Here is a 26,096-nt window from a genome sequence, read left to right as displayed (position 1 = left end):
GGTTCCGCTGCGGCAGCGTGGCGCCCACGAGTCGTTCTTGTGATCTCCTCGGCAGGGCGTGGCTGCCTGCAGTGTTTCGGGTCGACCTCCCTGGGCTACGTAGCGTCCATGGCCGTGCGGGACAGGCAACGCGGGATCATGCGGACCAAGTCCGTAGAACAGTCCATTGCCGACACTGACGAGCCCGGCAGCCGACTACGAAGAGACCTCGGCACCTGGGACCTGATCGTCTTCGGCGTGGCCGTGGTGGTCGGGGCGGGCATCTTCACCCTCTCCGCCAGTACCGCAGGGGACGTCGCGGGGCCCTCCGTGTCGCTGGCGTTCGTTCTCGCCGCGATCGCCTGCGGGCTCGCCGCCCTGTGCTACGCCGAGTTCGCCTCCACCGTGCCGGTGGCAGGCAGCGCCTACACCTTCTCGTACGCCACGTTCGGTGAGTTCATCGCCTGGATCATCGGCTGGGACCTGGTGCTCGAGTTCGCAGTCGGCTCCGCGGTCGTGGCCAAGGGCTGGTCGGAGTACCTGGCGAACGTGCTGGGGCTCCTGGGGGCCGACGTCAGTACCGAGATACACCTCGGCCCGGTCGCGCTGGACTGGGGCGCGCTGCTCCTCATCGGCGTGCTCACAGTGCTTCTCGCACTCGGCACCAAGCTCTCCAGCCGGGTCAGCCTCGTCTTCACCACGATCAAGGTCGCGATCGTGCTGCTGGTGATCCTCGTCGGCCTCTTCTACATCAACGCCGCGAACTACAGCCCGTTCATCCCGCCGGCTGCCGAGGGGGCGGCCGCGGACAGCGGCTTGCAGCAGTCGCTGCTGTCGATCTTCGGTGGCAGTGCCACCAGTACCTACGGGATCTACGGCCTGCTCGCCGCCGCCTCCCTGGTGTTCTTCGCCTTCATCGGCTTCGACGTCGTCGCCACCACGGCGGAGGAGACGCGCAACCCGCAGCGGTCGCTGCCGCGGGGCATCTTCGGGTCGCTCGCGATCGTCACCGTGCTGTACGTGGGCGTCGCGCTCGTGCTCACCGGCATGGTCAGCTACACGCAACTGCGCACGCAGCCCGACGGCACCCGCGCCACCCTGGCCACGGCGTTCGAGTCGCTCGGCGTGAACTGGGCAGCCACCATCATCGCCTTCGGCGCGCTGGCCGGGCTCACCACCGTGGTCATGGTGCTGATGCTCGGCCAGATCAGGGTGCTGTTCGCGATGTCGCGCGACGGGCTGTTGCCCCGCGGTCTCGCCCGCACGAGCCGGCAGCACGGCACGCCCGCCCGCGCCACGATCCTCGTCGGGATCGTGGTGGCGGCGGGCTCCACGTTCTTCCCGATCGGGGCACTCGAGGAAATGGTCAACATCGGCACGCTCTTCGCCTTCGTGCTGGTGTCGGTGGGTGTCGTGATACTGCGCCGGACGAGGCCGGACCTGCCCCGCGGGTTCCGCACCCCGCTGGTGCCGCTGGTGCCCGTGCTCTCGGTGCTCGCCTGCCTCTGGCTGATGATCAATCTGTCCGTCGAGACGTGGCTGCGGTTCGTGATCTGGATGCTGATCGGCATCGTCGTCTACGCGTTCTACGGGCGTACGCACTCGCGGCTCGGGCTGCGCGGGGGAGCGGACGCCGAGGGTGTGAGCGTTCGGAAAGAATCCGGCAACACGCCCTAACACCGGCGTGTTCCGGGGGAAACGCCCCGGTGATCAATGCTCGTTGTAATCGTCTGCGTGATCGAGAAGACGCGCAGCGACCTCGACGGGACCCACCGTTCGGTCGTCGTGGTGGGCGGCGGGCAGGCCGGCCTCTCGATGAGCTGGTGGCTCACCCGCCGCTCGATCGACCACGTCGTGCTGGAACGAGGCCGCGTCGGCGGTGAATGGCGAAACCGCCGCTGGGACAGCTTCTGCCTGGTCACCCCCAACTGGCAGTGCGACCTTCCTGGTCACCCGTACGCGGGTCTCGACGCCCACGGCTTCATGGTCCGCGACGACATCGTCGCCTATCTGGAGGCGTACGCGGCGTCGTTCGACGCGCCGATCGTCGAGGGCACCGCGGCCACCCGGCTACGGGCCCGCCGGGCCGGTGGCTTCGAGGTCCACACGGAGTCGTCCACCGGGGCGGGCACGCTCACCGCCGACCAAGTGGTCGTGGCGTCCGGTCCGTACCAGGTGCCGATACGCCCACGGATGGCCGAGCGGCTGCCCGCCGCCGTCCACCAGATCCACTCCTCGCAGTACCGCAACCCCGCCCAGCTCCCGCCGGGCGATGTGCTGGTGGTGGGCACCGGCCAGTCCGGGTGCCAGATCGCCGAGGACCTGCACCTCGCAGGCCGCCGGGTGCACCTCGCCACCGGCACCGCCCCGCGCGTGGCCCGCTTCTACCGCGGCCGGGACGTCGTGGCGTGGCTCTCCGACATGGGCTACTACAGCAAGGCCGTCACCGATTTCGACGACGCCGACGCCGTGCGGTTCCGGGTCAACCACTACGTCACCGGGCGCGACGGCGGCCGCGACATCGACCTGCGCGCCTTTGCGCGCGACGGCATGCGTCTCTACGGGCGCCTCTCGGGCATCGACGGCGGCCTTCTGCGGTTCGCGCCGGACCTGCGCAAGCACCTCGACGACGCGGATGCCGTCTCGGAGGGCATCAAGGACTCGATCGACGCCTTCATCGCCGCCCAGGGGATCGACGCCCCGATCGAGCCGCGCTACGTCGCCGTCTGGGCGCCGGCCGACGAACCGACCGAGCTCGACCTGGACGCGTCCGGCGTCACCACCGTTGTGTGGAGCACCGGGTTCGGCCGGGACAACAGATGGATCGAGCTGCCGATCTTCGACGGCCGCGGCTACCCCACCCACCAGCGCGGCGTCACGAGCTGTCCCGGCCTCTACTTCCTGGGGCTGCCGTGGCTGCACACCTGGGGGTCGGGCCGGTTCGCCGGGGTGGGCACCGACGCCGAGCACCTGGCCCGCGAGATCGTCGCCCACCAGCACCGCACCGTGCACACAGGCCTGCACTGGCTCGCCGGAACCCCGTACGAGACCTCGCCGATCGACGACGAGGACTGGATCGCCCCGCGCACCGTCGCCTAGACCCGTCGGCGTCGCCGGCCCGTCCGCACCACCCACCAGAAGGAGTATCGATGGCCGATCTGACCGATCTCGAGAAGCAGAGCCTCGAGGAGATCCAGCACCCGGCGCTGCCGGAGGGCTCGACGATCTACGGGGGCACCAAGGTCTTCCCCGACTACCAGGCCGAGAACGGCGAGACCTACTTCACCCTCGTGCACGGCATCGCGCACGAGTCGTCGGTGAGCTTCGTGGCGATCCTGCAGGCCACCCGGGCGCTGCGGAAGGGTTTCGAGTCGGCGATCTACTTCTACGGCCCCGGATCCCTCAACTGCCTGGCCACCCGCGGCTTCCCGACCACGGGCAACTCTGCCTTCCCGGGTGAGCACAACATCAACAACTCCCTCGGGACGTTCATCCAGGAGGGCGGCAAGGTCTACTGCTGCCGCTTCGGGCTCTCGCTGCACGGAGCTCGTGAGGAGGACCTGATCGAGGGCGTCATCCCGACGCATCCGCTCGACGTGCAGGACGCGTTGATCCACTACGCCCGTAAGGGAGCGATCATCAACTCCACCTACATGTTCTGAACGGTCGGTTTCGCGCTCGACGGGCGAGGGAGGGGCGGGAGTCGTCAGAGGGACGCGACTCCCGCCCCTTCGCCGCCATGCCGACGCCCACCACGCCACCACCACTGCGACCACCGACCACCACAGGACGGAGCACGAGAAATGGCGACGCTGCGCATGGCGGCTGTCGCGGCCCCCTTCGGTCGCGACCTCGAGGAGGACTTCGCGCGGATCTCCGCGGTGATGTCCGAGGCGCGCGCGTCGGGCGTCCGACTGCTCGCATTGCCCGAAGCCTGCCTCGGCGGCTACCTGACGAGCCTCGACAGTCCGGAGGATCTCCCGCCCGCCCTGCGCTCCGACGGGCCCGAGATCCGCAGGCTGGCGGCGTTGGCGCGCGAGATGGTGGTGGTGGCGGGCTACTGCGAGCTGGACGGTTCGGGCGTCCGCTACAACAGCGCGGTCTGCGTCACGGGTGACGGCGTGCTCGCGAACTACCGCAAGGTGCACCAGCCGCTGCGGGAGGACGCGAGCTACCGGGCGGGCGACCGGTTCGCCGCGTTCGACTCGCCGGTCGGCCGGCTGGGCCTGCAGATCTGCTACGACAAGGCGTTCCCCGAGGCGGCGCGCGCCCTCGCGCTCGACGGGGCCGAGATCGTCGTCTCGGTCTCGGCCTGGCCGCTGAGCGCCACCAACCCGCATCCCGATCCGGCCCAGGACCGGTGGTCGCGCCGCTTCGACCTCTTCGACCGTGCGCGAGCGCTGGAGAACCAGATCGTCTGGCTCGCTGCCAACCAGTCGGGCACGTTCGGCTCGCTGCGGTTCGCGGCGGGCGCCAAGATCGTCGATCCCGGGGGCGAGGTGCTCGCCACCACGGGCGTCACCGCAGGCACGGCGGTTGCCGAGCTGGACGTCGCGGCGGCGGTGGAGTCGGCCCGGCGGACGATGGGGTACCTGCGGGACCTGCGACCGGAGGCGTACGGCGCGGCGGCGGCCCCGAGCCCCGCGGCCGCCTGAACAATCCTTCGAATGGGTTCCATCCGCATCGGAGCCGTGGCGGCATCCTTCGGCAGGGACGTGGCATTCGATCTCGCGCGCGTCGCGACGTTGGTGGAGCACGCACGCCGCGACGGTGTGCGGCTGCTGGTGCTGCCTGACGCCGCACTCGGCGGCTATCTCGACGACATCGCCGATCCCGACCCGAGCGCCCTGCCGCCCGCGCTCGACCCGGACGGGCCCGAGGTGAAGGCGGTCGTGGAGCAGGCCGGGGACATGGTGGTGTGCGTCGGGTTCTGCGAGGCGGACGGCGACCTGCGCTACAACACGGCGGCGTGCGTCACCGGGGACGGCGTGCTGGGCCTGCACCGCAAGGTGCACCAGCCTCCCGGGGAGTCACGGGTCTACGCGGCGGGGTCGCAGTTCCGCGCGATCGACACACCGGTCGGGCGGATCGGCATGCTCGTCGACTACGACAAGACGTTCCCGGAGTCCGCTCGCAGCCTCGCGCTCGACGGGGCGCATGTGCTCGCCTGCCTCTCGGCCTGGCCGACGAGCATCACGAACCGGGCGCCACGGATGGCCGACGACCGGCAAGCCAAGCTCTTCGACCTCTACGACCGGTCGCGGGCGGCGGAGAACCAGGTGGTGCTCGTGTCGTCGAACCTGACCGGGGTGGCCGGCCGGATGCGCTTCCTGGGCCAGGCCAAGGTCGTCGGCCCGGACGGGGAGATCCTGGCGCGAACGTGGTCCAAGGCGGGCATCGCGGTGGCCGAGGTCGATGTCGAGGAGTCAGTGGCGGCGGCCCGCAGAGTCCTCGTGCATCTGCGGGAGCGACGGCCGGACGCCTACCTCTGAACATGCCCTTGCAGTTATATACCTCTCTCGGTATGTTCTGGCCGTGACGTTCGAGGTGCTCGCCGAGCCGACGCGCAGGCGCATCCTCGACCTGCTCCGGGATCGCCCCAGGCTGGTCGGGGAACTGTCTGCCGAGCTCGGCCTGAGCCAGCCCGGCACGTCGAAGCATCTGCGGGTGCTGCGCGACGCCGGCCTGGTGAAGGTGCGGGCCGAGGCGCAGCGGCGCTGGTACGAGCTCGATCCCGCGCCGCTCGCTGAGGTGGACGCGTGGCTGGCGCCGTACCGATGGATGTGGGCGGACCGGCTCGACGCCCTCGAACGCCACCTCGACGCCGACAGCCCGGAGGAACGATGACCGAGACCTTGGACACCGCCGACGGCCATTCCGTGCTCACCATGGAGCGCCGGCTGAAGCACCCGCCGGAGAAGGTCTGGCGGGCGATCACAGAACCCGAGCGGCTGGCCGACTGGTTCCCGTCCACGATGACGCCCGAGCTGCGTCCCGGTGGGACGGTCGACTTCGGGACCGAGGGCAGCGGCACGGTCACCGACCTCGACCCGCCGCGGCTGTTCGCCTACACCTGGGGCGACCACCACCTGCGCTGGGAGCTGCACCCGGACGGTCAGGGCACCCGTCTCGTCCTCGTGGCCACGTTCGACGACCGTGCCGGCGCCGCGAGCTTCGCCTCCGGCTGGCACATCTGCGTCGCCGCGATGGGCCTCGCCCTCGACGGGCGCCCGGGCGTCGACCCCGGCTACGACCACGTGGCGCTGCACGAGCAGTTCATCGCCCAGTTCGGGCTCGACGCGGGCACGGCCGAGACCACGGCCGACGGCTGGCGGGTCCGCTTCGAGCGCCAGCTCACTCGCCCTGCCGACGACGTGTGGGCGGTCCTGTCGGCCCAGGCCCCGCCGGACGCCGTCCGGAACGGCCAGGTGCTGGAGCACGATGCGGAGCCGGGCGGCCGCCTTCGCTGGGAGTTGGTCGAGGGCACGGGCCACGGTGCCCGCGTGGTGCTCACCCACACCGGCTCCGAGGGGGAGCCGGCCTCGGCGCTGTCGGCCGTCAATGCGCGCATGAAGCAACTCGTCGCCGACCTGAGCGACGCACGGGAGCCCGCCTCATCCTGAGGTCGCCGTCACGATGTGATCAGCAGTCCGGGCCCGGGAGCCGCGCCAGGCGCAGCCATGGGTCCCGAGCTGGTGATCTTCGGGCCGGAGGCCGGGTCGCACGCGGGTCCGTCGGGGCCGCGGCTGTTGCTGGTCATGATCAGCGAATTGGGCCCGGGAGCCGCGCCTGACGCAGGTATGGGCACCGAATCGGCCGGCGCACACGGCCGGTCCGCGGGGAGGGGCGCCGGGTCGGTGTTCATGATCGTGGTTCGGGCCCGGCGCCCGCGCTCGGTGCGGTTGTGCGTCACCAATCGATGATCACGGAGCCTGCCCGTGCCAGGCTCCCTCGAGTCCGGCGTTGATCATCAAACGGGTGCCGAGAACCGTGCTGGGCGCAGTTGTGCGTCCCCAACTGATGATCATCGAGCACTCGACGTGGCCGGGCCGCCGTGCCGGTGCCCAGCCGCGTCCGGTGTCAGGGGAGGAGAACCAGTTCTGTCTCCACGTCGTGCGGTACGGCGGGGGCACCGTCGACGCGGAGGCCGGCGCGGCTCCGGGTGGCCTCCGCCGCGAAGTGCGCCTGCTCCTGCCGGGCCCACCGCTCCCAGTGCGGGCGGTAGCTCTCGCCGTCGCGCTCGATGCCGCGGCGGAACCGCTCCTCCTGCGGCGCTTCCACCCAGATCAGCAGCGTCGTGTGGCAGGCGACGGCACGCGCCCCCGACGCCACGCCTTCCACCAGCACAAGGGGAGGCACCCCGAGGTCGTGCTCCTCGGCGTAGGCGCCGACGGCCCAGTCGTAGCGGCGGTACCGCGCGGGCATGCCGGCCGCGAGCGGGGCGACGATCAGGTCGCGCAGCAGCGGAACGGCCTCGTCGAGGCCGTCCCACCCCGGATAGAGGTCGTCCATCTGCACGAGCGGCGGGTCACCGAGCGGGCCGGCGAGCCGCCGCGCGAGCGAGCTCTTGCCCGACCCCGACGGTCCGTCGATGCAGACCAGGCGCGTCGCCCCGCACGTCGGCGGTGTGGCGAGCACCCGGCCGGCGACATCGGCGATCGGGAGTATCCGTGCTCCTGCGGTCAGGGGTTCTGCACCTGGTAGCCGCCGAACTTCTCCCGGAGCGTCTTCTTCGAGAACTTGCCGACGCTCGTCTTGGGCACCTCGTCGATGAACTCGACGGCGTCGGGCAGCCACCATTTCGCCACGCGGGGCTCCAGGTGGGCGATGACCTCCTCCGCCGTGAGCGTCTCACCGGCCTTCACGACGACGCACGCCATCGGCCGCTCCACCCACTTCGGATGCGGGATCGCGATCACGGCGGCCTCGGCGACCTTGGGGTGGGCCATGATCTCGTTCTCCAGCTCGACGGAGCCGATCCACTCGCCGCCGGACTTGATCAGGTCCTTCGTGCGGTCGACGAGCCGGACGGAGCCGTAGCGGTCGACCGTGGCGACGTCGCCCGTGCGTAGCCACCCGTCCTCGGTGAACTGTGCTCCCTCACCCTCACCGCGGAAGTACTCCGCCGCGATCCACGGTCCGGCCGCCTGGATCTCCCCGGAGGCGACGTCGTCCCACGGCTGGACCTCGCCCGTGGAGGGATCCACGAGCCGCAGGTCGACCAGGGGTGTGGCGTACCCCTGCCGGGAGCGGGCGTCGGCCAGGTCCGCCTCCGAGGCGCCGGCGTGGTGGCTGCGCAGACCGGAGATCGTGGCGATCGGGCTGGTCTCCGTCATGCCCCAGGCGTGCAGCATCGGCACGCCGATCGCCTTGCGGTAGTCCTCCGACAACGCCTTCGGCACCGCCGAGCCGCCGCAGAGGATCAACCTCAGCGCCGACAGATCGAGGTCGGGCAGGAGGGGAAGCATTCCCATCCAGATGGTCGGGACGCCACCGGTGACGGTGACCCGGTACTTCTCCAGCAACGCCGCGATCGCCTTGGGGGTCATGTTGGGACCGGGGAACACCATGTCGGAACCGGCGAGCAGACAGCCGTAGGGAAGCCCCCACGCGTTGGCGTGGAACATCGGGACCACGGGCAGCACGACGTCACGCTCGGACAGCGCGATCCCGTCGGCGACCAGGGAGATCAGCGAATGCAGGACCGCTGACCGGTGGCTGTAGCCCACGCCCTTGGGGTTGCCGGTGGTGCCGGACGTGTAGCACATCGCGGCGGCGGTGTTCTCGTCCTCGATCGTGAAAGTGCCGGCGAACGGCGTGGCCGCGGCGAGCAGCTCCTCGTAGTCGTGGACGCGAGGGTCGTCGGGAATCTCCGCGTCGGCACCGTCGTCGATCACCACGAAGTGGCGCACCGTCTCGAGCTTGTCGACGAGCGGCCAGAGCACCGGCAGGAGCGACCGGTCGACGAACACGACCTCGTCCGCCGCATGGTTGACGATGTAGGTGAGCTGCTCGGGGAAGAGCCGGATGTTGAGTGTGTGCAGCACGCGGCCGGTGCACGGTGCCGCCATGTAGAGCTCGAGGTGCCGAGCCGTGTTCCAGCAGAAGGTGCCGGCGCGGCCGTCGGCGCTCACATCGAGGGTGTCGAGCACGGTGGCGAGCCGCCGGACCCGCTGCGCCCAGTCGGCGATGCTCATGGTGCTCTCGCCGGCAGCCTCGGCCGTGACGAGCGTCTTGTGTCCGAAGTACTGCTCGGCGCGATGGAAGACGTGCGGTAGGGCGAGGGGACGCTGCTGCATCAGTCCGAGCATGGGGGCTCCTGTGCCTGTGTACTCAGTGATCTCGGAAAGTTACCGCCGGGCGACGTCGTTGACCATCGTGCCAACTGACGCCATCCGGACGCAGTGGCGTTAGGCTCACTCGCCGTGACACCCGTCGACGAGGGCCCTTCGGTCTGCCTCGATGTGGGTTCCACCTGGACGAAGGCCGCACTTGTACGTTCTGACGGGGCGCTGGCGGGATTCGCCGAGCACCCCACCACGGCAGGCGACGTGCTCGCGGGCATGGATGCGGCGGTTCGGGCGGTGTCGGCGGCGGGACCGTCCGGCACCGGCGTCGAGCCCGAATTGCTCGCCTGTTCATCGGCAGGCGGTGGCCTGCGGCTCGCAGTCATCGGTTCGGACCGGCTGACCACCACGGAGGCGGGCCATCGTGTGGCCTGCTCCGCCGGTGCCCACGTCGTGCACGTGCACGCGGGCCCGCTCGAACCCGCCGACGTCCGGATGCTGCGCAGCACGCGGCCCGGAGTGGTGCTGCTTCTCGGTGGCGCAGACGGCGACGACCCGGCAGGTCTGCTGCACAACGCGGGACGGCTGGCGCGCGCCCGCATCCGCACACCGATCGTGCTCGCCGGGAACGCCGCAGCCCAGGAGGACGCGCTGGCCCTGCTGCGGGCCACCGGGCGCACCGTCGTGCCCTGCGACAACGTGCTACCGCGCCGGGGTGAGCTCGCCCCGGAACCGGCGCGGGCAGCGCTGGCCGTGCTGTACCAGCGGCACGCGCTCGGTGGGCGGGGCCCGGCTGTCGCGCCCCGGTTCCGCAGGCTCGTGCGTGTGGCGACGCCGGACGCCGTCGGTCACGCGGCCTCCGCGCTCGCCCGGATCTGCGACGCCCGCGTGCTCCTCGTCGACGTCGGCTGTGCGACCACGGACGTGCACTCGGCGAGCCGGGCCGACGTCCGCCGCACGGTCGAGGGCGATCTCGGGGTGCGGGCGGCCGCGGGTGGGGTGCTCGTCGAGGGGCAGGCCGAGGGCGTGGTCGACCCGGTGGAGGCCGACCTGCTCGGTCCGACGGTTACCCGCATGGCGAGCGAGGTGGGCCTCGTCCCGCGTGATCCGGGCAGTGCCGCCGAGGACCGCAGGATCGCTGCCCTCGCCTCGGTGATCGCGGTGCGCAGGCACCTGCGGGTGCACCGCGACGCGGGACGGGACGTGGAGCTGGTGGTGCTGTCCGGCGGCGTCTTCCGGCAGCGGGACCGCTCGGGCGGCCTCGGTGCCGTGGTGGCGACGCTGCGCACCGATCCGGTCCTCGCACCCGCATTGCGTGACGCGCCGGTGGTGGTGGACGCCGACTTCGCCGTCGTCCCTGCCGGACTGCTCGCCGCCCGGGGCCGCACGACAGCGGCCGAGTCGCTGCTGCGCGACCACCTTCTCGGCTGAGTCCGCCTGCTCGGACAGACGTGCGACCTGGCGGGGCGGCTCGCGGGGTTCCGCGAGCCGCCCCGGCTCTTCCGGTGAATTGCTCGGCTTTCAGCGGTAGAGGGGTTGGCCGCTCTCCAGCAGGGTCTTGAGATCGCTGAGGATGACGCTCCAGCCGCCACCCGCGTCCGAGGGCGGTGCGCTGACCGAGGCCGCGGTGATCGGCGCGTTCGTGACGTCGTGCGTGACCGTCAGCATCGTGACCCCGCCCGTCTCCGGCTCGATCTCGTAGGTGAGCCGGGTGAAGCCCTCCGCCACGAGTTCGGGGGTGAAGAGCATGCGCCAGGTCTGCACCAGCCGGCGCGGCGGGTCGACCTCGAGGACCTCGCCGTCGATCACCGCGGCGTCCGCCGGCATCCCGTTCGCCACCATCTCCTCGCCCGGCAGGCTCCGGTACGCCCCTCCCGGCCGTAGGTCGTACTCAGCGGGGCTGTGGTAGCCGTACCGCTTGGTCCACTCGGGGCTGGTGATGGCCTCCCAGATCGCCTCAGGCGTGGCCCGGATGTGCACGCGGTGCACCTGGACGGTGGTGGTGGGGGCGGTGGTGCTGCTCATCGCTGGTTCTCCTCGAGCTCTGCCTTGAGGTCCACGAGCGCCGCGACCCGGTGCTCGGTGTACTTGTCGATCCACCGGTCGTGGATCAGCCGGATCGGCACGGGATTGAGGAAGTGGAGCTTCTCCCGGCCCGACCGGCGTGTGACGACGAGGTCGGCCGCCTCGAGCACGCCCAGGTGCTTGCTGACCGCCTGCCGCGACATCTCGAGGCCTGCAGTCAGCTCCCGCAGCGTCTGGCCGTCACGGGCATACAACCGGTCGAGCAGTTCACGCCTGCTCGCATCGGCGAGGGCGTGGAAGACGGCGTCGTCGTCCTGCACGTGAACCAGAATAGGCAACCTTTTAGTTGCCTGTCAACGGTGGATCAGCGGACCGGGGGCGGCGGGATCTCCCTGGTCGGTGGCTCCGGATTCGTCGTCGCAACGGCGGGTGGTCGACGTGGTCGGCCGGTGGGGTCGCTGATGCCGGGCTCGGCGGACGGCGCGGGCTGGACGGTCCGGCTCCGCAAGCCCGTGGGCGGTGAGCCGGGCACCGGGGGCGCGGACGTGAGCGGCGGCGTCGGGAGTGACGGCGCGGTGGACGGAGTCTGGATCGGGGTCACGGTGGGCGGTGCCGTCACCGGGCCCGGTGCGGGCACGGCAGGAGGTTGATGCGCCGGCGTCACCACCGGTCGGTGGGCGGTCGCCACCGCCGCCCCGCCGACGACGAGGACGGCCGCCAACGCCGCCATGGCCGTCTTCGCGTGCTGGCGGCGCCGGTGCAGCCGCTGCTGGCGGGCTTGCACCCCCGCGAGCAGTGCAGTGGCCGAGATGCCCTCGTCGAGGGCCGGGTCACGAAGGCCGGCCCGCAGTGTCTCCTCCGCGTCGGTCATCGCCGGGTCCCTTCCCTCGTGCGTGCGGCGGGGGAGCTGCGTAGAGCTGCCAGGGCCCGCCTGGCGTGCGAACGCACGGTGCCCTCCCGGCAGCCCAGCAGCGCGGCGATCTGCGCGTCGGGCTGGTCGTGGTAGTAGCGCAACACCAGAACGGCCCGCTGTACGGGCGAGAGCTGCGCGAGCACGGCCTGCAGCTCGTCGCGGCGCACGACGAGCTCCTCCACTCCCGGCTCCGCGGTCGACCGGTCGGCAGCGAGATCAGCCGTCGGGCGCTCGAAGGAGGACAGCCTGCGCCGCCACGACAGGAAGTCGTTGAGAACCGCCTTGAACACGTACGCCCGCGGGTCGTCGACGCGCGACACCCGTGACCAGGAAAGCCCGATGCGGGCCAGAACGTCCTGGACGATGTCCTCGGCCCGATGATGATCGAGCGTCAACCGGCGTGCGAACGCCACCAGCTCCGGGCCGTGCGTGAGCACGAACGCCTCGAACGACGGCGCATCCGCCTCGGCGGAGCTCACCCGGTCTGCCCAGCGGATAGCGCGGAAGCGTAGACGACGATGTTGTCCTCGTAGCTGCGGGCGGCCTTGTCGAACCGGCCGCCACAGGTGATCAGCCGCAGGCCCGCGTGGTCGATGTCGCCGTACACCGCCGCCGTGGGGAACACGTTCTTCGGGTACGTCGCCACCTGGTCGACGCGGAAGGCGACCGTGGTTCCGTCGGCACGGCCCACCGTGATCCCGTCGCCGGGCAGCATCGTGCGCAGGTCGTAGAAGACCCCAGGTCCGGTGCGCGCGGAGTCGACGTGGCCGAGGATCACCGCGGGCCCCTGCTCGCCCGGCGTGGGGGAGTTCTCGTACCAGCCCGCTTCCCGGGAGTCGAGCGGTGGCACCTCGACGGTGCCGTCGGGATTCAGGCCCAGCCGCAGCAGCGACGAGTGCACCCCGATCGCCGGGACGTCCAGCGACACCGGCGCCGACGGGCCGAGCGCGGTATCCGGTACCACCCCGCCGGCCGGTGCGGCAGGCGGGGCGATGACGGTGACGGCCCGGTGTGGTGTGCGCGGGCCGTCACCGATGGCGAGCGCGAGCGAACCCGCCGCGGCGAGAGCCAGCACCACGGCCAGTACCAGCAGCAACCTCCCGGTCCGGGAGCGGTGACCGCCGGCAGCGGCGGGTTCGTCGCGCACGTTCAGTCCTGCGTGACGGCCCGGCGGCGCCGGGTCACCAGCGCACCTGCCGCCCCGGCCGCCGCGAGCGCACCGAGTGCGAGCAACGCCCCGTCCGGAACGCCGGTGTCGTCCGCGGCGCTGCCCCCACCCGTCTCGGGCGCCCCTGCGGGCACCTGCCTGACCTGGGGCCGACGGCTCTCGGTCGGCGGAGCGGGCCGCGACAAGGGCGGCTCACCGGGGCGCGACGCCGACTCGGCCGGCGCAGTCGTCACGGGGGCGGTCGGCGGGGCGGGTGCGGGCGTGGGCGGGGCTGCGAACGCCTGGCCCGGAAGGGCACCGAGGAGCGCGGTCGCCACCACCAGCCCGCCCGCGAGACGACCTGCCCGTGCGCGAAAGTCCATGTCTGTTCCTGTCGTCGAGCCGATGTCGCCCCTGTGACGCGGCGGCACGCGCCCTGCGTTGCGGACGAGCAGCGTTGTGACGAGTGGCACACAGTGGGTCGCACGGCCGGGCCGGGTTGACAGGCCGGAGGCTCGCTCGGGATCCTTGAGGAGCAATCGTGTGTCGGGGTCGAGAGGCGCTGCGACGGACCGGACGGTCCGCCACGCTCGACCGCCAGGCCATTGCAGAAAGAAAGGGCGCCTTCCACATCTCATGTGAGGAGGCAGCTGTGTCGCCACCATCCACCTCTCCCACCCGAGCGGGTGCCCACCCAGAGGTGTCATCCGCCGCCGATCGGGCGGCTCCGACGTCGAACCCGGCCGGACCCGCACGTCCCGCCGGGAGTTCGGTCGACGTCGAGCCCGGCAGTGGCGAAGCGGCCCGAACCCCCACCACGAATCGCGTTCCGCCCAGGCCCGCACCTGCGGCGGAGCAATCAGCGGTCACGCACTCCCCCGGAGAGGGCGTGACCGGCCGGAAAGGCCCTACGAGGAGGCATCACCACCCCATGACCGCCAGTGCCGACATCACGACCGACCCGAGCCGTCTGCTGCAGAACCGGGGCGGCCTCGAATTCGCCGTCGCCGACCTGTCGGCGGCCGAGTTCGGCCGCAAGGAGATCCGGCTCGCCGAGCACGAGATGCCCGGCCTGATGGACCTGCGGCGCGAGTACGCGGAGGCCCGCCCGCTGCACGGCGCCCGCATCGCCGGCTCGCTGCACATGACGGTGCAGACGGCTGTGCTGATCGAGACGCTGGTCAGCCTCGGCGCTGACGTGCGCTGGGTCAGCTGCAACATCTTCTCCACGCAGGACCACGCGGCCGCCGCCGTGGTGGTCGGCCCGAACGGCACCCCCGAGGAGCCGAAGGGTGTGCCGGTGTTCGCCTGGAAGGGCGAGACGCTCGAGGAGTACTGGTGGTGCACCGAGCAGCTGTTCAAGTTCACCGACGAGCAGGGCAACGTCGTCGGCCCGAACATGATCCTCGACGACGGCGGTGACGCCACGCTGCTCGTGCACAAGGGCGTCGAGTTCGAGAAGACCGGGGTGGTGCCCACGGTCGACGACGAGGACCTGACCGTCTCCGACGAGTACCGGATCATCCTCGACACGCTGCGCCGTTCGCTGGCCGAGAACCCGAAGTACTGGACCACCGTGGCGTCCGACATCCGCGGCGTCACCGAGGAGACCACCACCGGTGTGCACCGGCTCTACCAGCTCGCCGAGCAGGGGCTGCTGCTCTTCCCGGCGATCAACGTCAACGACTCGGTCACGAAGAGCAAGTTCGACAACAAGTACGGCATCCGCCACTCGTTGATCGACGGCCTCAACCGCGCCACCGACGTGCTGATCGGCGGCAAGGTCGCCGTGGTCTGCGGTTACGGCGACACGGGCAAGGGATCCGTGCAGGCGCTGGCGAGCCAGGGCGCCCGCGTGATCGTCACCGAGGCGGACCCGATCTGCGCGTTGCAGGCGATGCTCGAGGGCTTCCAGGTCGCGCGCCTCGAGGACGTGATCGACAAGGCCGACATCATCGTCACCGCCACCGGCAACAAGGACATCGTGAGCGCCGAGCTCATGTCGCGCACGAAGCACCAGGCGATCGTCGCCAACGTCGGCCACTTCGACAACGAGATCGACATGGCCGGCCTGACCCGCTTCCCCGGGGTCCGCCGGATCAACATCAAGCCGCAGGTCGACGAGTGGGTCTTCCCGGACGGCCACTCGATCATCGTGCTGTCCGAGGGCCGCCTGATGAACCTGGGCAACGCCACCGGGCACCCGTCGTTCGTGATGTCCAACAGCTTCTCGAACCAGGTGATCGCTCAGGTCGAGCTGTTCACCAAGCACGAGGAGTACAACAAGGACGTCTACCGGCTGCCGAAGGTGCTGGACGAGAAGGTCGCCCGCATCCACGTGCAGGCGCTGGGCGGTGAGCTGACCAAGCTCACCAAGGACCAGGCCGAGTACATCGGCGTCGACGTCGAGGGTCCGTTCAAGCCGGAGCACTACCGCTACTGATCGGCGGCTCCGCCTCCGTCCGGATAACCACCTTCCTGTTCCACGGATCAGGAAGGTGGTTTCCACTCCCTTTGCCGGGCCCTTCCGGCGCCTACTCTGGAGAAGTGGTGCTCCCCCGCGGCAATGGCGACGGTTGGGTCCGCTGTGCACTCGGTCATCGGCACTGGGGCCTGTTCGGCGCGGCGGGGTTGCTGCTGCGTCATCAGGGCGAGGTCCTCCTGCAGCACCGTGCGCTCTGGAGCCACCACGGCGGCACCTGGGGCCTGCTCGGCGGAGCCCGCAACCGCGGGGAGACGGCCGAGCAGGCCGCCCAGCGCGAGGCGGCCGAGGAGGCCGGTCTGGCGCCCGACGCCTACACCGTCACCGGCTGCTACGTCGACGACCACGGCGGCTGGTCGTACACCACCGTGGTCGCCCACGCCCACGAGGCCGTGGACCTCACCGCTCAGACCGGCGAGACCATCGAGATGCGGTGGGTGCCTGCCGACCGGCTCCGGGAGCTTCCGCTGCATCCCGGCTTCGACGCCACATGGGACACCGTGCGGGCCATCGCCTGAGGTGTTCACCACCCGGCGGTCTCCCGCGGCGGGAGCCCGTTAGGGTCCCCGCCCGTGGGCCGCATGGTGGCGATCGAAGGAGTGGACGGCGCTGGCAAGCGCACGCTGACCGACGCGCTCTGCCGTGCGCTCGTCGGCAGGGGCGCCACTGTCGGCGGGTTCGCCTTTCCGCGCTACGACACCGACGTCCACGCCGAACTCGTACGCGACGCGCTCTACGGTCGCCTCGGCGACCTGATCGACTCGGTACACGGCATGGCGCTGATGTACGCGCTCGACCGCAGGGACGCGGCCGCCGAGCTGCGCGCAGCGCTGCGGTCCAACGACATCGTGCTCGTCGACCGGTACGTCGCCTCCAACGCCGCGTACGGTGCCGCGCGGCTGCGCCAGGAGGCCGGCGGGGAGTTCGTCGCCTGGGTCCGGGCTCTGGAGATCGAGCGGTTCCGGATCCCCGTGCCCGACCACCATGTGCTGCTGACGGTGCCCGACGCCGTGGCGGACGAGCGGGTGGCACACCGCGAGCGCACCGAGACCGGCCGGGAGCGGGACGCCTTCGAAGCCGATGCCGGGCTGCAGACCCGCACGTCAGAGGTGTACGGGCAGCTCGCAGTGGCATCGTGGCTGTCTCCGTGGACAGTGGTCGACGGCACCGCCCCGGTCGGCTCCGAAGAGCTGGCAGCGCGGCTCCTCGGGTAGCCCGAAGACGCTGTCGACGGCACGGGGACCGCATCCGGCACCCCGGTAACAACGGGTCCAAGGCGGCACCCGGCCCATGTGGTGGGATGCTGCGCACATGAAGTCGCGCGTTCTGGTGGTCGACGACGACCCGGCGTTGGCCGAGATGCTGACGATCGTGCTGCGGGGCGAGGGTTTCGACACCGCCGTCGTCGGCGATGGCACCCGTGCGTTGCCGGCCGTCCGGGAGCTACGACCTGACGTCGTGCTGCTGGACCTGATGCTCCCAGGCATGAACGGCATCGACGTCTGTCGTGCCATCCGGTCCGAGTCGGGCGTGCCGATCGTCATGCTCACGGCCAAGAGCGACACGGTCGACATCGTGCTCGGGCTGGAGTCCGGCGCCGACGACTACGTGGTCAAGCCGTTCAAGCCCAAGGAGCTCGTGGCCCGGATCCGCGCGAGGGTGCGGCGCACGGAGGCCGAGCCCGCCGAGCAGCTCTCGATCGGCGACGTCACGATCGACGTGCCGGCCCACCAGGTCGAGCGGGCCGGCGAGCAGATCGCGCTCACGCCGCTGGAGTTCGACCTGCTCGTCGCGCTGGCGCGCAAGCCGCGCCAGGTGTTCACCCGCGAGGTCCTGCTCGAGCAGGTGTGGGGCTACCGGCATGCGGCGGACACTCGGCTGGTGAACGTCCACGTGCAACGGCTCCGGTCGAAAGTGGAGCGCGACCCGGAGCACCCCGAGGTGGTGCTGACGGTCCGCGGCGTGGGATACAAGGCCGGCCCACCATGAGCGCCACGGCCGCCCGTCCGACATGACCGCGCTGCCGCTCGCGGACCGCGCCCGCCGCGCAGCCGCACAGGTTCGCCAGTTCGCGATGGAACTGGCGGACGCGTGGGGCGCGGTCTGGCGGCGGTCGCTGCAGCTGCGGGTCGTGGTCAGCACACTCGTCCTCTCCACGGCCGTCATCGTGGTGCTCGGTCTCGTCCTGCAGACCCAGATCGCGCTGCGGGTGCTGCAGGGCAAGGAGGCCGACACCCTCACACGCACCGAGGCGGGCGCGGTGCTCCTGGAACGCGATCTGTCCGGTGTCGACCCGAGCCGTGACGGCGCCCAGGGCGATCTGAACAACGCGCTGGACCGGCTCACCAACGCCAGCGTCGCCGACGAGCCGTCGTCCACCGGGGCCGGTGAGTTCCGGGCGGTCCTCAGCACGCCGCGCGGGGAGGGTGCCGGAATCGCCGCAGGCCCCGTGGAGGACGTCCCGGCCGACCTGCGCGACGCCGTCGCCGCGGGCACGCTGTCGAGCAAGTACGTGACGCTCAGCGAGCAGGGCGTGGAGATCCCGACACTGATCGTCGGGCAGCCCGTGCGCACGGCCAACGGCGACCTCGAGTTCTATCTGTTGTTCCCGCTGATCGCCGAGCAACGCACGCTCGGGCTGGTGCAGAGCACGCTGATCGTCGGCGGGCTCATCCTCCTGCTGTTGCTCGCAGGGATCGCGGGGCTGGTCACCCGGCAGGTCGTACGTCCGGTCCGGCAGGCCGCGGAGATCGCCGAACGGTTCGCCGACGGGCACCTGGACGAGCGGATGCCCGTGCAGGGCGAGGACGACGTCGCACGGCTGGGAGAGTCCTACAACGAGATGGCGAGCAGCATCCAGAGCCAGATCCGTCAGCTCGAGGAGTTCGGCGCGCTGCAGCGCCGGTTCACATCCGACGTCAGCCACGAGCTGCGCACGCCGCTGACCACCGTCCGGATGGCGGCTGACGTGCTCTATGCATCCCGGGAGCACCTGCTGCCCGCGTTGCGGCGCAGTTCGGAGCTGCTCGTCTGCGAGCTCGACCGGTTCGAGGCGCTGCTCGCCGACCTGCTGGAGATCAGCAGGCTCGACGCGGGCGTGGCCGAGCTGGGCGCCGAGCGGGTGGACATGCACGGGGTGGTGATGCGCGCCGTCGAGGCCGTGCGCGGATTCGCCGACGAGAGCGGCACCCCGCTCGATCTGCGGCTGCCCACCGGCGCGTACGCCGAGGTCGACCCGCGCCGGGTGGAACGGATCGTGCGCAACCTGGTGGCCAACGCGATCGACCACGGCGAGGGGCGGCCGGTGGCCATCACGATGGCCTACGACGAGCACGTCGTCGCGGTGCTGGTCCGCGACCACGGCGTGGGGCTGCGCCCGGGAGAGGCTGAGCTGGTGTTCAACCGGTTCTGGCGGGCGGAGGAGTCGCGGGCGCGGCGCAGCGGCGGCAGCGGACTCGGTCTCGCGATCGCCATCGAGGACGCGCGGCTGCACGGCGGGTGGCTGCAGGCATGGGGCGCGGTCGGCCAGGGCGCGGCGTTCCGGTTGACATTGCCGCGCACGCTCGACGAGCCCGTCGAGTCCAGCCCGTTGCCGCTCGGCCCCGACCCCGCACCCACCAGCGAGGTCGTGCCGTCCTCCGTGCCGTCGCCGTCGCCGCCCCCGGTGCCGACGCCTCCGCGCGGGCGCCCCGTCACGGTCGTGCCGTCGTGGTCCGACGACGCCGTCGACACTGCCGACCGGCACGCGGACCTTCCGTGATCCGTCGACGGTTCTGTTCAGCGCTCGCCCTGATCCTCGCGCTCGCGGGGCTGGCCGGCTGCGCGAGCGTGCCCGAGAGCTCGCCGGTGCAGGTGCTGCGGGAGGTGAGCGACGGGGAGGGCGGCACCCTGCCCGCAGGGCCCGTCGAGGGCAGCAACCCACTCGACCTGGTGCGCGACTTCGTGTTCGCCTCCGGCAGCAGCGCCGCCGAACACGGCTCGGCACGGCGCTTCCTCGCGCCTGACGCCGTGGAATGGGACGACGCCGCGAGCCTCACCGTCCTCGACGGGCAGTTCGACACCGTGCCGGCAGCCGGGGCGCAGGATCCGAACTCGGGAGTCACGACGATCCGGATCCGCGGCACGGCGGTCGGCCGCCTGTCGTCCTCGGGGGCGTTCGAACCGGAACAGGCCACGTTCCAGCAGGACGTCACCGTCGTGCGCCGCAACGGCCAATGGCGCATCTCCAACGTGCCGGCCGGCGTCGTCGTGCCGTTGTCGATCTTCCGGGACAACTACCGGCAGGTGCGCACCTGGTTCGTCGACCCGGTCCGCAGGCTCGCCGTGGCCGACCTGCGCTACGTGCCCAGCGTGCCGGCGAGGGCGCAGCCCGCCAGAGCACTCGAGCTCCTGCTCGCCGGGCCGTCCGAGGCGTTGCTGGACGCGGCCGTCTCGCAGTTCCCGCCGGGTGCGCAGCTGCGGTCCAACGCCGTCGTGGGTTCGGACGGTGCGCTGATCGTCGACCTCACCGGGATCGGCGACCTCGATGAGCCCGCGCAGCGGCTCCTGGCCGCCCAGGTGGTGCTGACGCTGTCCGAGGTCAACGTCTCGCGTGTGCGGCTGCTCGTGGACGGCGAACCGCTGCTGTCCGGCACGCCCGAGCTCACGCGCGAGGACGTCGCCGCGCTCTCCGCAGAGGTACAGCCCGGCGCCGACGTGCCCGGCGTGGTCGTTGCGGGTGGACGGGTCCGGCAGCTGGACGGTCCCCAGCCGAGCGCACCGCTGCCCGGCCCCGTCGGCAACGGCGCCTATGACGTGGAGTCCGCGGCGACCACGGGCGACGGTCAGCGGCTCGCCGCGGTCGTCCGGATGGGCGGACGGCGCGCGCTGCTGGTCGGCGGGGGACCTGGGGGAGCGGTGTCTCCGGTGTCGCTGGACGCCGCGACGATGACCCGTCCGTCCTGGACGCCAACAGGTGGCGAGGTGTGGACGGTCCTCGACGGGGCCGTCGTCGCGCGGGTGCTCGTCGACGGCACGGGGCCGGCGCGTACCGGCCAGGTCAACGCTGACCAGCTGACCGCGCTCGGCCCGATTCGCGACCTGCGGCTCTCCCGCGACGGGATGCGCGTGGTGGCGGTGGTCGGAGGGGCGCTCTACACCGCCGCTGTGGCTCGCAGGATCGACGGTGAGGTGGCCATCCGCAACATCCACCGCCTGCGTCCGGATGACCTGGGCGAGGTCGTGGCGGCCGATTGGCGCTCGGCGGAGTCGATCGTCGCGATCACGCGTGGCACCGACATGCTCGTCGCCCAGGTTTCGGTCGACGGCCTGAGCGTGCAGCAGGTGCTCGGCAACAACCTCACGCCGCCGCTCACGGCCATCGCGGCCGCCGCGAACCGCCCGCTGCTCGTCACCGACCAGACCGGCGTGTGGAGCTTCGCGGGCGGTGACCAGGCTGCTTGGCGTCAGGTCCTGGGCGGCGCCCCCGACGCGGTCCCCCTGTACCCCGGCTGACCCCGCCGCCGCCTCGCAAAGGGGGGCTGGGGGCGAGTTGTGGATAACTGGCCCGTTCGTCACTGTTCGTGACCGGGGTCGGGTGCACGCTTGGCGGGTGGGGATTCGGGAATTTCGGGCGGCCTTGCTCGATCTCGTGCTGCCCGGCGACTGCGCCGGGTGCGGTGATCCGGTGTCGCCGTGGTGTGTGCGATGCCGGGCCGGGCTGGGGCGGCCGTCGTGGCCGGTGCTGCCGGGCGGCCCGGCGGTGCTCGCGGTGGGGCGCTACCGCGGTCCGTTGCGAGCCGCGCTGCTCCGCTACAAGGAGCGGGGCCGTCGCGATCTTGCCGAGCCCCTTGCCGCGTTGCTCGCGGGGCCGCTCGACGAGATCATCCGGCCGCCCGCGATCACGTGGCTGGTGCCGGCGCCCTCCCGTCCGGCCGCCGCGCGCGCCCGCGGGGGCGATCACGTGGTGCGGCTCTGCCGGACGCTGGCCGCTGGGCGGCCCGGCGTGCAGGTGGCCCGGCCCTTGCGGCTCGCTCGCCGCGCCCGCGACTCCGTGGGACTCGACGCCGTGCAGCGCGCGCAGAACCTCTCCGGGCGCCTGCGCGTGCGGCCCGCGGCCCTGCCGCCGGCGGGAGCCACCGTGCTCCTCGTGGACGACGTGGTGACCACCGGGGCCACCCTCCGGGCCTGCCGAGCGGCCCTCGCGGAGGTGGGCGTGAGAGCCGAGGCGGCCCTCGTTCTGTGCGACGCGACGAAGCGTATGGGCGACGCCGAGTGCCTCGGCCGTATGAGCGCCCCGGCTCCCTGAACGGAGCATGGACTTTTACCGTCCGGCAGTCCTACCAAACGTGTCGAGCACCTATATCACCCATCCTGGGTCACTCTGACGCTCAGCCCTGTTGCCGAACCGTGATGCGCGTTACGGTGCTCCGCATCCGCCGAGGCCCCTATCAGGAGGATCTACCGATCGTGCGCCCGGGGATTCGGTTCCCGGCCGCAGTCTGCAACGCCAACCCGACGCTGAGAGCGAGGGAAGTCTGCGTGGAGATCGTTGTCACCGGCCGAAACGTCGAGGTTCCGGAGCATTTCCGGGTCCATGTCGCCGAGAAGGTCGCTCGCCTGGAACGCTACGACCACAAGATCGTGGGCTTGGAGGTGGAGCTCTTCCACGAGCCGAACCGGCGCCAGCTCAAGAGCTGTCAGCGGGTCGAGATCACGGGCAGAGGGTGTGGTCCTGTCGCAAGGGCAGAGGCATGCGCCCAAGATTTCTACGCCGCGCTGGACGCCGCTGTCGCAAAGCTAGAAGGACGGTTGCGCCGCTCGCACGACCGTCGCAAGGTCAACGGCAAGCGCACCCGGGTCATGGCGGGCCGCGGCGCCGCCACTGCGCTCCTCGACGAGCTCCCACCGGCCGACACGTCGGCCGAGGTCGAGGTACCCAGCCCCCGTGGCCATGACGAGCACCTGCCGCCCGACGATCAGCTTCCGGGCCGGATCGTCCGCAGCAAGGTCCACACCGCCGACCCGATGAGCGTGGACGACGCCCTGTCCCACATGGAGCTCGTCGGCCATGACTTCTACTTGTTCGCCGACGCCGACAGTGGTGAGCCCTGCGTTGTCTACCGCCGCAAGGGCTACGACTACGGCATGATCCGTCTCGTACGGTAGTCGCGCGTACGCCCAGGAGGGGCGGCATGCGTTCCCGACCGGAACGCGTGCCGCCCCTCCGGCGTTGTGCTAAGAGGTATCCGTAGCTTCGCTACCCTGGGCCCGGTGGTTCGCCGGGGCACGGCGGGCTACCGGACGAGAACCCGCGTACTGATCCGCGAAGGCGAATGAGGTCGACCGTGCCGCTTTTGAACCGTCTGCTCCGTGCCGGTGAGACGAAGCTGGTGAAGCGGCTGGCACGCTATGCCGACAGCATCGACAAGCTCGAGCCGGAGGTGCAAGCACTCTCCGACGCGCAGCTGCGCGCGAAGACCGACGAGTTCCGCGAGCGCTACGAGGCCGGCGAGTCGCTCGACGACCTGCTGTTCGAGGCCTTCGCCGTGGTGCGTGAGGCGGCGCTGCGCACGCTGGGCCAGCGGGCCTTCCCCGTGCAGCTCATGGGTGGTGCCGCGCTCCACCTGGGCAACATCGCCGAGATGAAGACCGGTGAGGGCAAGACGCTCACCTCCGTGTTCCCCGCGTACCTCAACGCGATCTCCGGCGACGGCGTCCACGTCGTCACCACCAACGACTACCTCGCCAAGCGCGACTCCGAGAACATGGGCCGCATCCACCGGTTCCTCGGGCTCAACGTCGGCGTGATCCTCTCCGAGATGCCGCCCGCCGTCCGCCGCGGGCAGTACGCCGCCGACATCACCTACGGCACCAACAACGAGTTCGGCTTCGACTACCTGCGCGACAACATGGCCTGGAAAGCGGCCGACATGGTGCAGCGCGGGCACAACTTCGCCATCGTCGACGAGGCCGACTCCATCCTCATCGACGAGGCGCGCACCCCGTTGATCATCTCCGGCCCTGCGGAGCAGAGCGCTCGCTGGTACCAGGAGTTCGCCCGCATGTCGCCGCTGCTCAAGCGCGACCTGCACTACGAGGTGGACGAGCGCAAGCGCACCGTCGGCGTCACGGAGGACGGCGTCGCGCTGGTGGAGGACCAGCTCGGCATCGACAACCTCTACGAGGCCGCCAACACCCCGCTGGTGGGGTACCTGAACAACGCTCTGAAGGCCAAGGAGCTGTTCAAGAAGGACAAGGACTACATCGTCCGCGACGGGCAGGTGCTCATCGTCGACGAGTTCACCGGTCGCGTGCTGGCCGGGCGCCGCTACAACGAGGGCATGCACCAGGCCATCGAGGCCAAGGAGGGGGTGGAGGTCCAGGCGGAGAACCAGACGCTCGCCACCATCACCCTGCAGAACTACTTCCGGCTCTACGAGACGCTCTCCGGGATGACCGGTACCGCCCAGACGGAGGCGGCGGAGCTGCACCAGATCTACAAGCTCGGCGTCGTGTCGATCCCCACCAACCGGCCGATGGTCCGCAAGGACCAGCCGGACCTGATCTACAAGACCGAGGAGGCGAAGTTCGCGGCGGTCGCAGCCGACATCGCCGAGAAGCATCGTGCCGGACAGCCCGTGCTGGTCGGCACCACGAGCGTCGAGAAGTCGGAGTACCTGTCGAAGCTGCTGGTGCGGCTCCAGGTACCGCACGAGGTGCTCAACGCGAAGCACCACGAGCGGGAGGCGGCGATCGTCGCCCAGGCCGGGCAGGCCGGGGCGGTCACCGTGGCCACCAACATGGCAGGCCGTGGTACCGACATCGTGCTGGGCGGCAACCCCGAGTTCCTCGCCGACATCGACCTGCGCGGTCGTGGGCTCGACCCGGTGAACTCCCGCGAGGAGTACGAGGCGTCCTGGGAGGACGTCGTGGCCGCGATGAAGGAGCAGGTCGCGGCCGAGGCCGAGGAGGTCAAGACCGCAGGCGGCCTGTACGTGCTGGGCACCGAGCGGCACGAGTCGCGGCGCATCGACAACCAGCTGCGCGGTCGTTCGGGACGTCAGGGTGACCAGGGCGAGTCGCGCTTCTACCTCTCACTCGGCGACGAGCTGATGCGCCGGTTCAACGGCCAGATGGTCGAGTCGATCATGAACCGGTTCAACCTGCCGGACGACGTCCCGATCGAGGCGGGCATGGTCACCAAGGCCATCCGCAGCGCGCAGACGCAGGTCGAGCAGCAGAACTTCGAGATCCGCAAGAATGTGCTCAAGTACGACGAGGTGCTGAACAAGCAGCGCACCGTCATCTACGACGAGCGCCGCAGGGTCCTCGCGGGCGAGGACATCAAGGAGCAGATCGAGCACATGCTCGAGGACGTCATCACGGCGTACATCGACGGGGCCACCGCCGAGGGCTACGCCGAGGACTGGGACTTCGAGAAGCTCTGGACCGCGCTACGCACGCTATACACCGTCGGCATCCGCTGGGAGGACCTCACCGACGGCCAGGACGACAACGGGATCGCCGATCCCGGTGACCTCACCAAGGAAGCGCTGGCCGAGGCCGTGCTCGCCGACGCGCGTGACGCGTACGCCCGGCGCGAGGCAGAGGTCGACGAGCTCATCGCCCCCCTCGGAGGCATGCGGGAGCTCGAGCGGCAGGTCCTGCTCACGGTGATCGACCGCAAGTGGCGCGAGCACCTCTACGAGATGGACTATCTCAAGGACGGGATCGGCCTGCGGGCGATGGCCCAGCGCGACCCGCTCATCGAGTACCAGCGCGAGGGCTACGACATGTTCTCCGCGATGCTCGAGGGCATCAAGGAGGAGACGGTCTCCTACCTGTTCAACGCCCAGGTGCAACCGGCCCAGCCTCCTGCCCAGGCGCAGCCGGCGCAGCAGGTTCCCGCACAACCGCAGCAGGCCGCGGTGCAGCAGGCTCCCGTGCAGCAGCCGCAGGTGCAGCAGGTTCCGGCTCCGGTCGACCGCCGGCCCGCGGCGGCGGCATCCGGCGGTGGCCGGCACTCGGCCGACCCGACGGCCACCACTAGCGTGCTGCCGCCGGCGTTCCGCGGTTCCCGTCCGGCGGATCTGCGCTACAGCGGCCCGGCGGAGGACGGATCGGCCACGCGTTCGCGCAGCGGCGATGGTGCGCGCGACGGCAGCCGGGGCGAGGCCACGGTGGCAGGCTCCGCCGAGCCGTCGCGCAATCGCCCGTGCCCGTGCGGCTCGGGTCGCAAGTACAAGCAGTGCCACGGATCGCCCACTGCGGCACGTCCCTGAC

The 26,096-nt window shown here is 71.0% G+C and carries 25 protein-coding genes; 17 read left to right on the top strand and 8 right to left on the bottom strand.

The window, feature by feature from the left end:
• Window positions 1-108: 108 nt before the first annotated feature.
• The 7 genes from ACQPZQ_RS39495 (at window position 109) to ACQPZQ_RS39465 (ending at window position 6,602) form a co-directional block, all read left to right on the top strand.
• Window positions 109-1,656 carry an amino acid permease gene (locus ACQPZQ_RS39495; RefSeq protein WP_433289616.1) on the top strand — a complete coding sequence of 516 codons (1,548 nt, stop codon included), beginning with the start codon at window positions 109-111 and terminating at the stop codon, window positions 1,654-1,656.
• A 57-nt stretch (window positions 1,657-1,713) separates the two neighbouring features.
• On the top strand, window positions 1,714-3,078 hold the full coding sequence (locus ACQPZQ_RS39490) for an MSMEG_0569 family flavin-dependent oxidoreductase (RefSeq protein ID WP_433289615.1): 1,365 nt from the start codon (window positions 1,714-1,716) through the stop codon (window positions 3,076-3,078).
• 50 nt (window positions 3,079-3,128) lie between these two features.
• Complete coding sequence (locus ACQPZQ_RS39485; RefSeq protein WP_169399708.1) at window positions 3,129-3,641, top strand: MSMEG_0572/Sll0783 family nitrogen starvation response protein; 513 nt, start codon at window positions 3,129-3,131, stop codon at window positions 3,639-3,641.
• Window positions 3,642-3,782: 141 nt separating this feature from the next.
• Window positions 3,783-4,634 carry a carbon-nitrogen hydrolase family protein gene (locus ACQPZQ_RS39480; RefSeq protein WP_433289614.1) on the top strand — a complete coding sequence of 284 codons (852 nt, stop codon included), beginning with the start codon at window positions 3,783-3,785 and terminating at the stop codon, window positions 4,632-4,634.
• A gap of 12 nt (window positions 4,635-4,646) precedes the next feature.
• On the top strand, window positions 4,647-5,471 hold the full coding sequence (locus ACQPZQ_RS39475) for a carbon-nitrogen hydrolase family protein (protein WP_433289613.1): 825 nt from the start codon (window positions 4,647-4,649) through the stop codon (window positions 5,469-5,471).
• Window positions 5,472-5,508: 37 nt separating this feature from the next.
• Window positions 5,509-5,826: an ArsR/SmtB family transcription factor gene (locus tag ACQPZQ_RS39470; RefSeq protein WP_433299595.1), complete on the top strand. Its 318-nt coding sequence runs from the start codon at window positions 5,509-5,511 to the stop codon at window positions 5,824-5,826.
• Window positions 5,823-6,602 carry an SRPBCC family protein gene (locus tag ACQPZQ_RS39465; protein WP_433289612.1) on the top strand — a complete coding sequence of 260 codons (780 nt, stop codon included), beginning with the start codon at window positions 5,823-5,825 and terminating at the stop codon, window positions 6,600-6,602. The genes ACQPZQ_RS39470 and ACQPZQ_RS39465 overlap by 4 nt, the downstream gene beginning before the upstream one ends.
• Window positions 6,603-7,059: 457 nt before the next feature.
• On the opposite strand, the gene ACQPZQ_RS39460 is transcribed toward ACQPZQ_RS39465, so the two are convergent.
• Both ACQPZQ_RS39460 and ACQPZQ_RS39455 read right to left on the bottom strand, forming a co-directional pair.
• Window positions 7,060-7,617 (bottom strand): uridine kinase, encoded by a 558-nt coding sequence (locus ACQPZQ_RS39460; protein ID WP_433289611.1) that lies wholly within the window; start codon window positions 7,615-7,617, stop codon window positions 7,060-7,062.
• Between the two features lie 44 nt (window positions 7,618-7,661).
• Window positions 7,662-9,290 (bottom strand): long-chain fatty acid--CoA ligase, encoded by a 1,629-nt coding sequence (locus tag ACQPZQ_RS39455; RefSeq protein WP_433289610.1) that lies wholly within the window; start codon window positions 9,288-9,290, stop codon window positions 7,662-7,664.
• Between the two features lie 114 nt (window positions 9,291-9,404).
• Between ACQPZQ_RS39455 and ACQPZQ_RS39450 the strand changes: the two genes are divergently transcribed.
• Window positions 9,405-10,697 (top strand): glutamate mutase L, encoded by a 1,293-nt coding sequence (locus ACQPZQ_RS39450; protein ID WP_433289609.1) that lies wholly within the window; start codon window positions 9,405-9,407, stop codon window positions 10,695-10,697.
• A gap of 90 nt (window positions 10,698-10,787) precedes the next feature.
• Here ACQPZQ_RS39450 and ACQPZQ_RS39445 read toward each other — a convergent pair whose 3' ends face one another.
• From ACQPZQ_RS39445 to ACQPZQ_RS39420, 6 genes are read right to left on the bottom strand one after another with little or no spacing between them, the layout of a single operon-like run.
• Window positions 10,788-11,291, bottom strand: coding sequence for an SRPBCC domain-containing protein (locus ACQPZQ_RS39445; protein ID WP_433289608.1), 504 nt, complete (start codon window positions 11,289-11,291; stop codon window positions 10,788-10,790).
• On the bottom strand, window positions 11,288-11,611 hold the full coding sequence (locus ACQPZQ_RS39440) for an ArsR/SmtB family transcription factor (protein ID WP_344727186.1): 324 nt from the start codon (window positions 11,609-11,611) through the stop codon (window positions 11,288-11,290). Before ACQPZQ_RS39440 ends, ACQPZQ_RS39445 begins: the two co-directional genes overlap by 4 nt.
• Window positions 11,612-11,655: 44 nt before the next feature.
• Window positions 11,656-12,162 (bottom strand): hypothetical protein, encoded by a 507-nt coding sequence (locus ACQPZQ_RS39435; protein WP_433289607.1) that lies wholly within the window; start codon window positions 12,160-12,162, stop codon window positions 11,656-11,658.
• A complete protein-coding gene (locus ACQPZQ_RS39430; protein ID WP_433289606.1) occupies window positions 12,159-12,683 on the bottom strand; it encodes an RNA polymerase sigma factor in 525 nt (174 codons plus the stop codon). The genes ACQPZQ_RS39435 and ACQPZQ_RS39430 overlap by 4 nt, the downstream gene beginning before the upstream one ends.
• Complete coding sequence (locus tag ACQPZQ_RS39425; RefSeq protein WP_433289605.1) at window positions 12,680-13,351, bottom strand: class F sortase; 672 nt, start codon at window positions 13,349-13,351, stop codon at window positions 12,680-12,682. Before ACQPZQ_RS39425 ends, ACQPZQ_RS39430 begins: the two co-directional genes overlap by 4 nt.
• Window positions 13,352-13,353: 2 nt before the next feature.
• Window positions 13,354-13,734, bottom strand: coding sequence for a hypothetical protein (locus tag ACQPZQ_RS39420; protein ID WP_433289604.1), 381 nt, complete (start codon window positions 13,732-13,734; stop codon window positions 13,354-13,356).
• 548 nt (window positions 13,735-14,282) lie between these two features.
• Between ACQPZQ_RS39420 and ahcY the strand changes: the two genes are divergently transcribed.
• The 9 genes from ahcY (at window position 14,283) to secA (ending at window position 26,095) form a co-directional block, all read left to right on the top strand.
• The gene (ahcY, locus tag ACQPZQ_RS39415; RefSeq protein WP_433289603.1) at window positions 14,283-15,794 is read left to right on the top strand and encodes an adenosylhomocysteinase; all 1,512 of its coding nucleotides are present in this window, start codon (window positions 14,283-14,285) and stop codon (window positions 15,792-15,794) included.
• A gap of 104 nt (window positions 15,795-15,898) precedes the next feature.
• The gene (locus tag ACQPZQ_RS39410) at window positions 15,899-16,351 is read left to right on the top strand and encodes an NUDIX domain-containing protein (protein ID WP_433289602.1); all 453 of its coding nucleotides are present in this window, start codon (window positions 15,899-15,901) and stop codon (window positions 16,349-16,351) included.
• A 54-nt stretch (window positions 16,352-16,405) separates the two neighbouring features.
• Window positions 16,406-17,047 (top strand): dTMP kinase, encoded by a 642-nt coding sequence (locus tag ACQPZQ_RS39405; protein WP_433289601.1) that lies wholly within the window; start codon window positions 16,406-16,408, stop codon window positions 17,045-17,047.
• Between the two features lie 97 nt (window positions 17,048-17,144).
• Window positions 17,145-17,822 (top strand): MtrAB system response regulator MtrA, encoded by a 678-nt coding sequence (gene mtrA / locus ACQPZQ_RS39400; RefSeq protein WP_241039655.1) that lies wholly within the window; start codon window positions 17,145-17,147, stop codon window positions 17,820-17,822.
• 22 nt (window positions 17,823-17,844) lie between these two features.
• Window positions 17,845-19,593, top strand: a complete 1,749-nt coding sequence (mtrB, locus tag ACQPZQ_RS39395; RefSeq protein ID WP_433289600.1) for an MtrAB system histidine kinase MtrB — start codon at window positions 17,845-17,847, stop codon at window positions 19,591-19,593.
• Entirely contained in the window at window positions 19,590-21,326 is a 1,737-nt protein-coding gene (locus ACQPZQ_RS39390; protein WP_433289599.1) for an LpqB family beta-propeller domain-containing protein, read from the top strand. Before mtrB ends, ACQPZQ_RS39390 begins: the two co-directional genes overlap by 4 nt.
• A 97-nt stretch (window positions 21,327-21,423) precedes the next feature.
• A complete protein-coding gene (locus ACQPZQ_RS39385) occupies window positions 21,424-22,119 on the top strand; it encodes a ComF family protein (protein ID WP_433289598.1) in 696 nt (231 codons plus the stop codon).
• A gap of 233 nt (window positions 22,120-22,352) precedes the next feature.
• On the top strand, window positions 22,353-22,979 hold the full coding sequence (gene hpf / locus ACQPZQ_RS39380; protein ID WP_241039651.1) for a ribosome hibernation-promoting factor, HPF/YfiA family: 627 nt from the start codon (window positions 22,353-22,355) through the stop codon (window positions 22,977-22,979).
• 179 nt (window positions 22,980-23,158) lie between these two features.
• Window positions 23,159-26,095, top strand: a complete 2,937-nt coding sequence (gene secA / locus ACQPZQ_RS39375; RefSeq protein WP_433289594.1) for a preprotein translocase subunit SecA — start codon at window positions 23,159-23,161, stop codon at window positions 26,093-26,095.
• Window position 26,096: the final 1 nt, after the last annotated feature.

This window comes from Pseudonocardia sp. CA-142604 (assembly GCF_050948475.1).
GTDB classification, from domain to species: Bacteria; Actinomycetota; Actinomycetes; order Mycobacteriales; family Pseudonocardiaceae; genus Pseudonocardia; species Pseudonocardia alaniniphila.
This window is presented reverse-complemented; position numbering and strand designations above follow the sequence as displayed.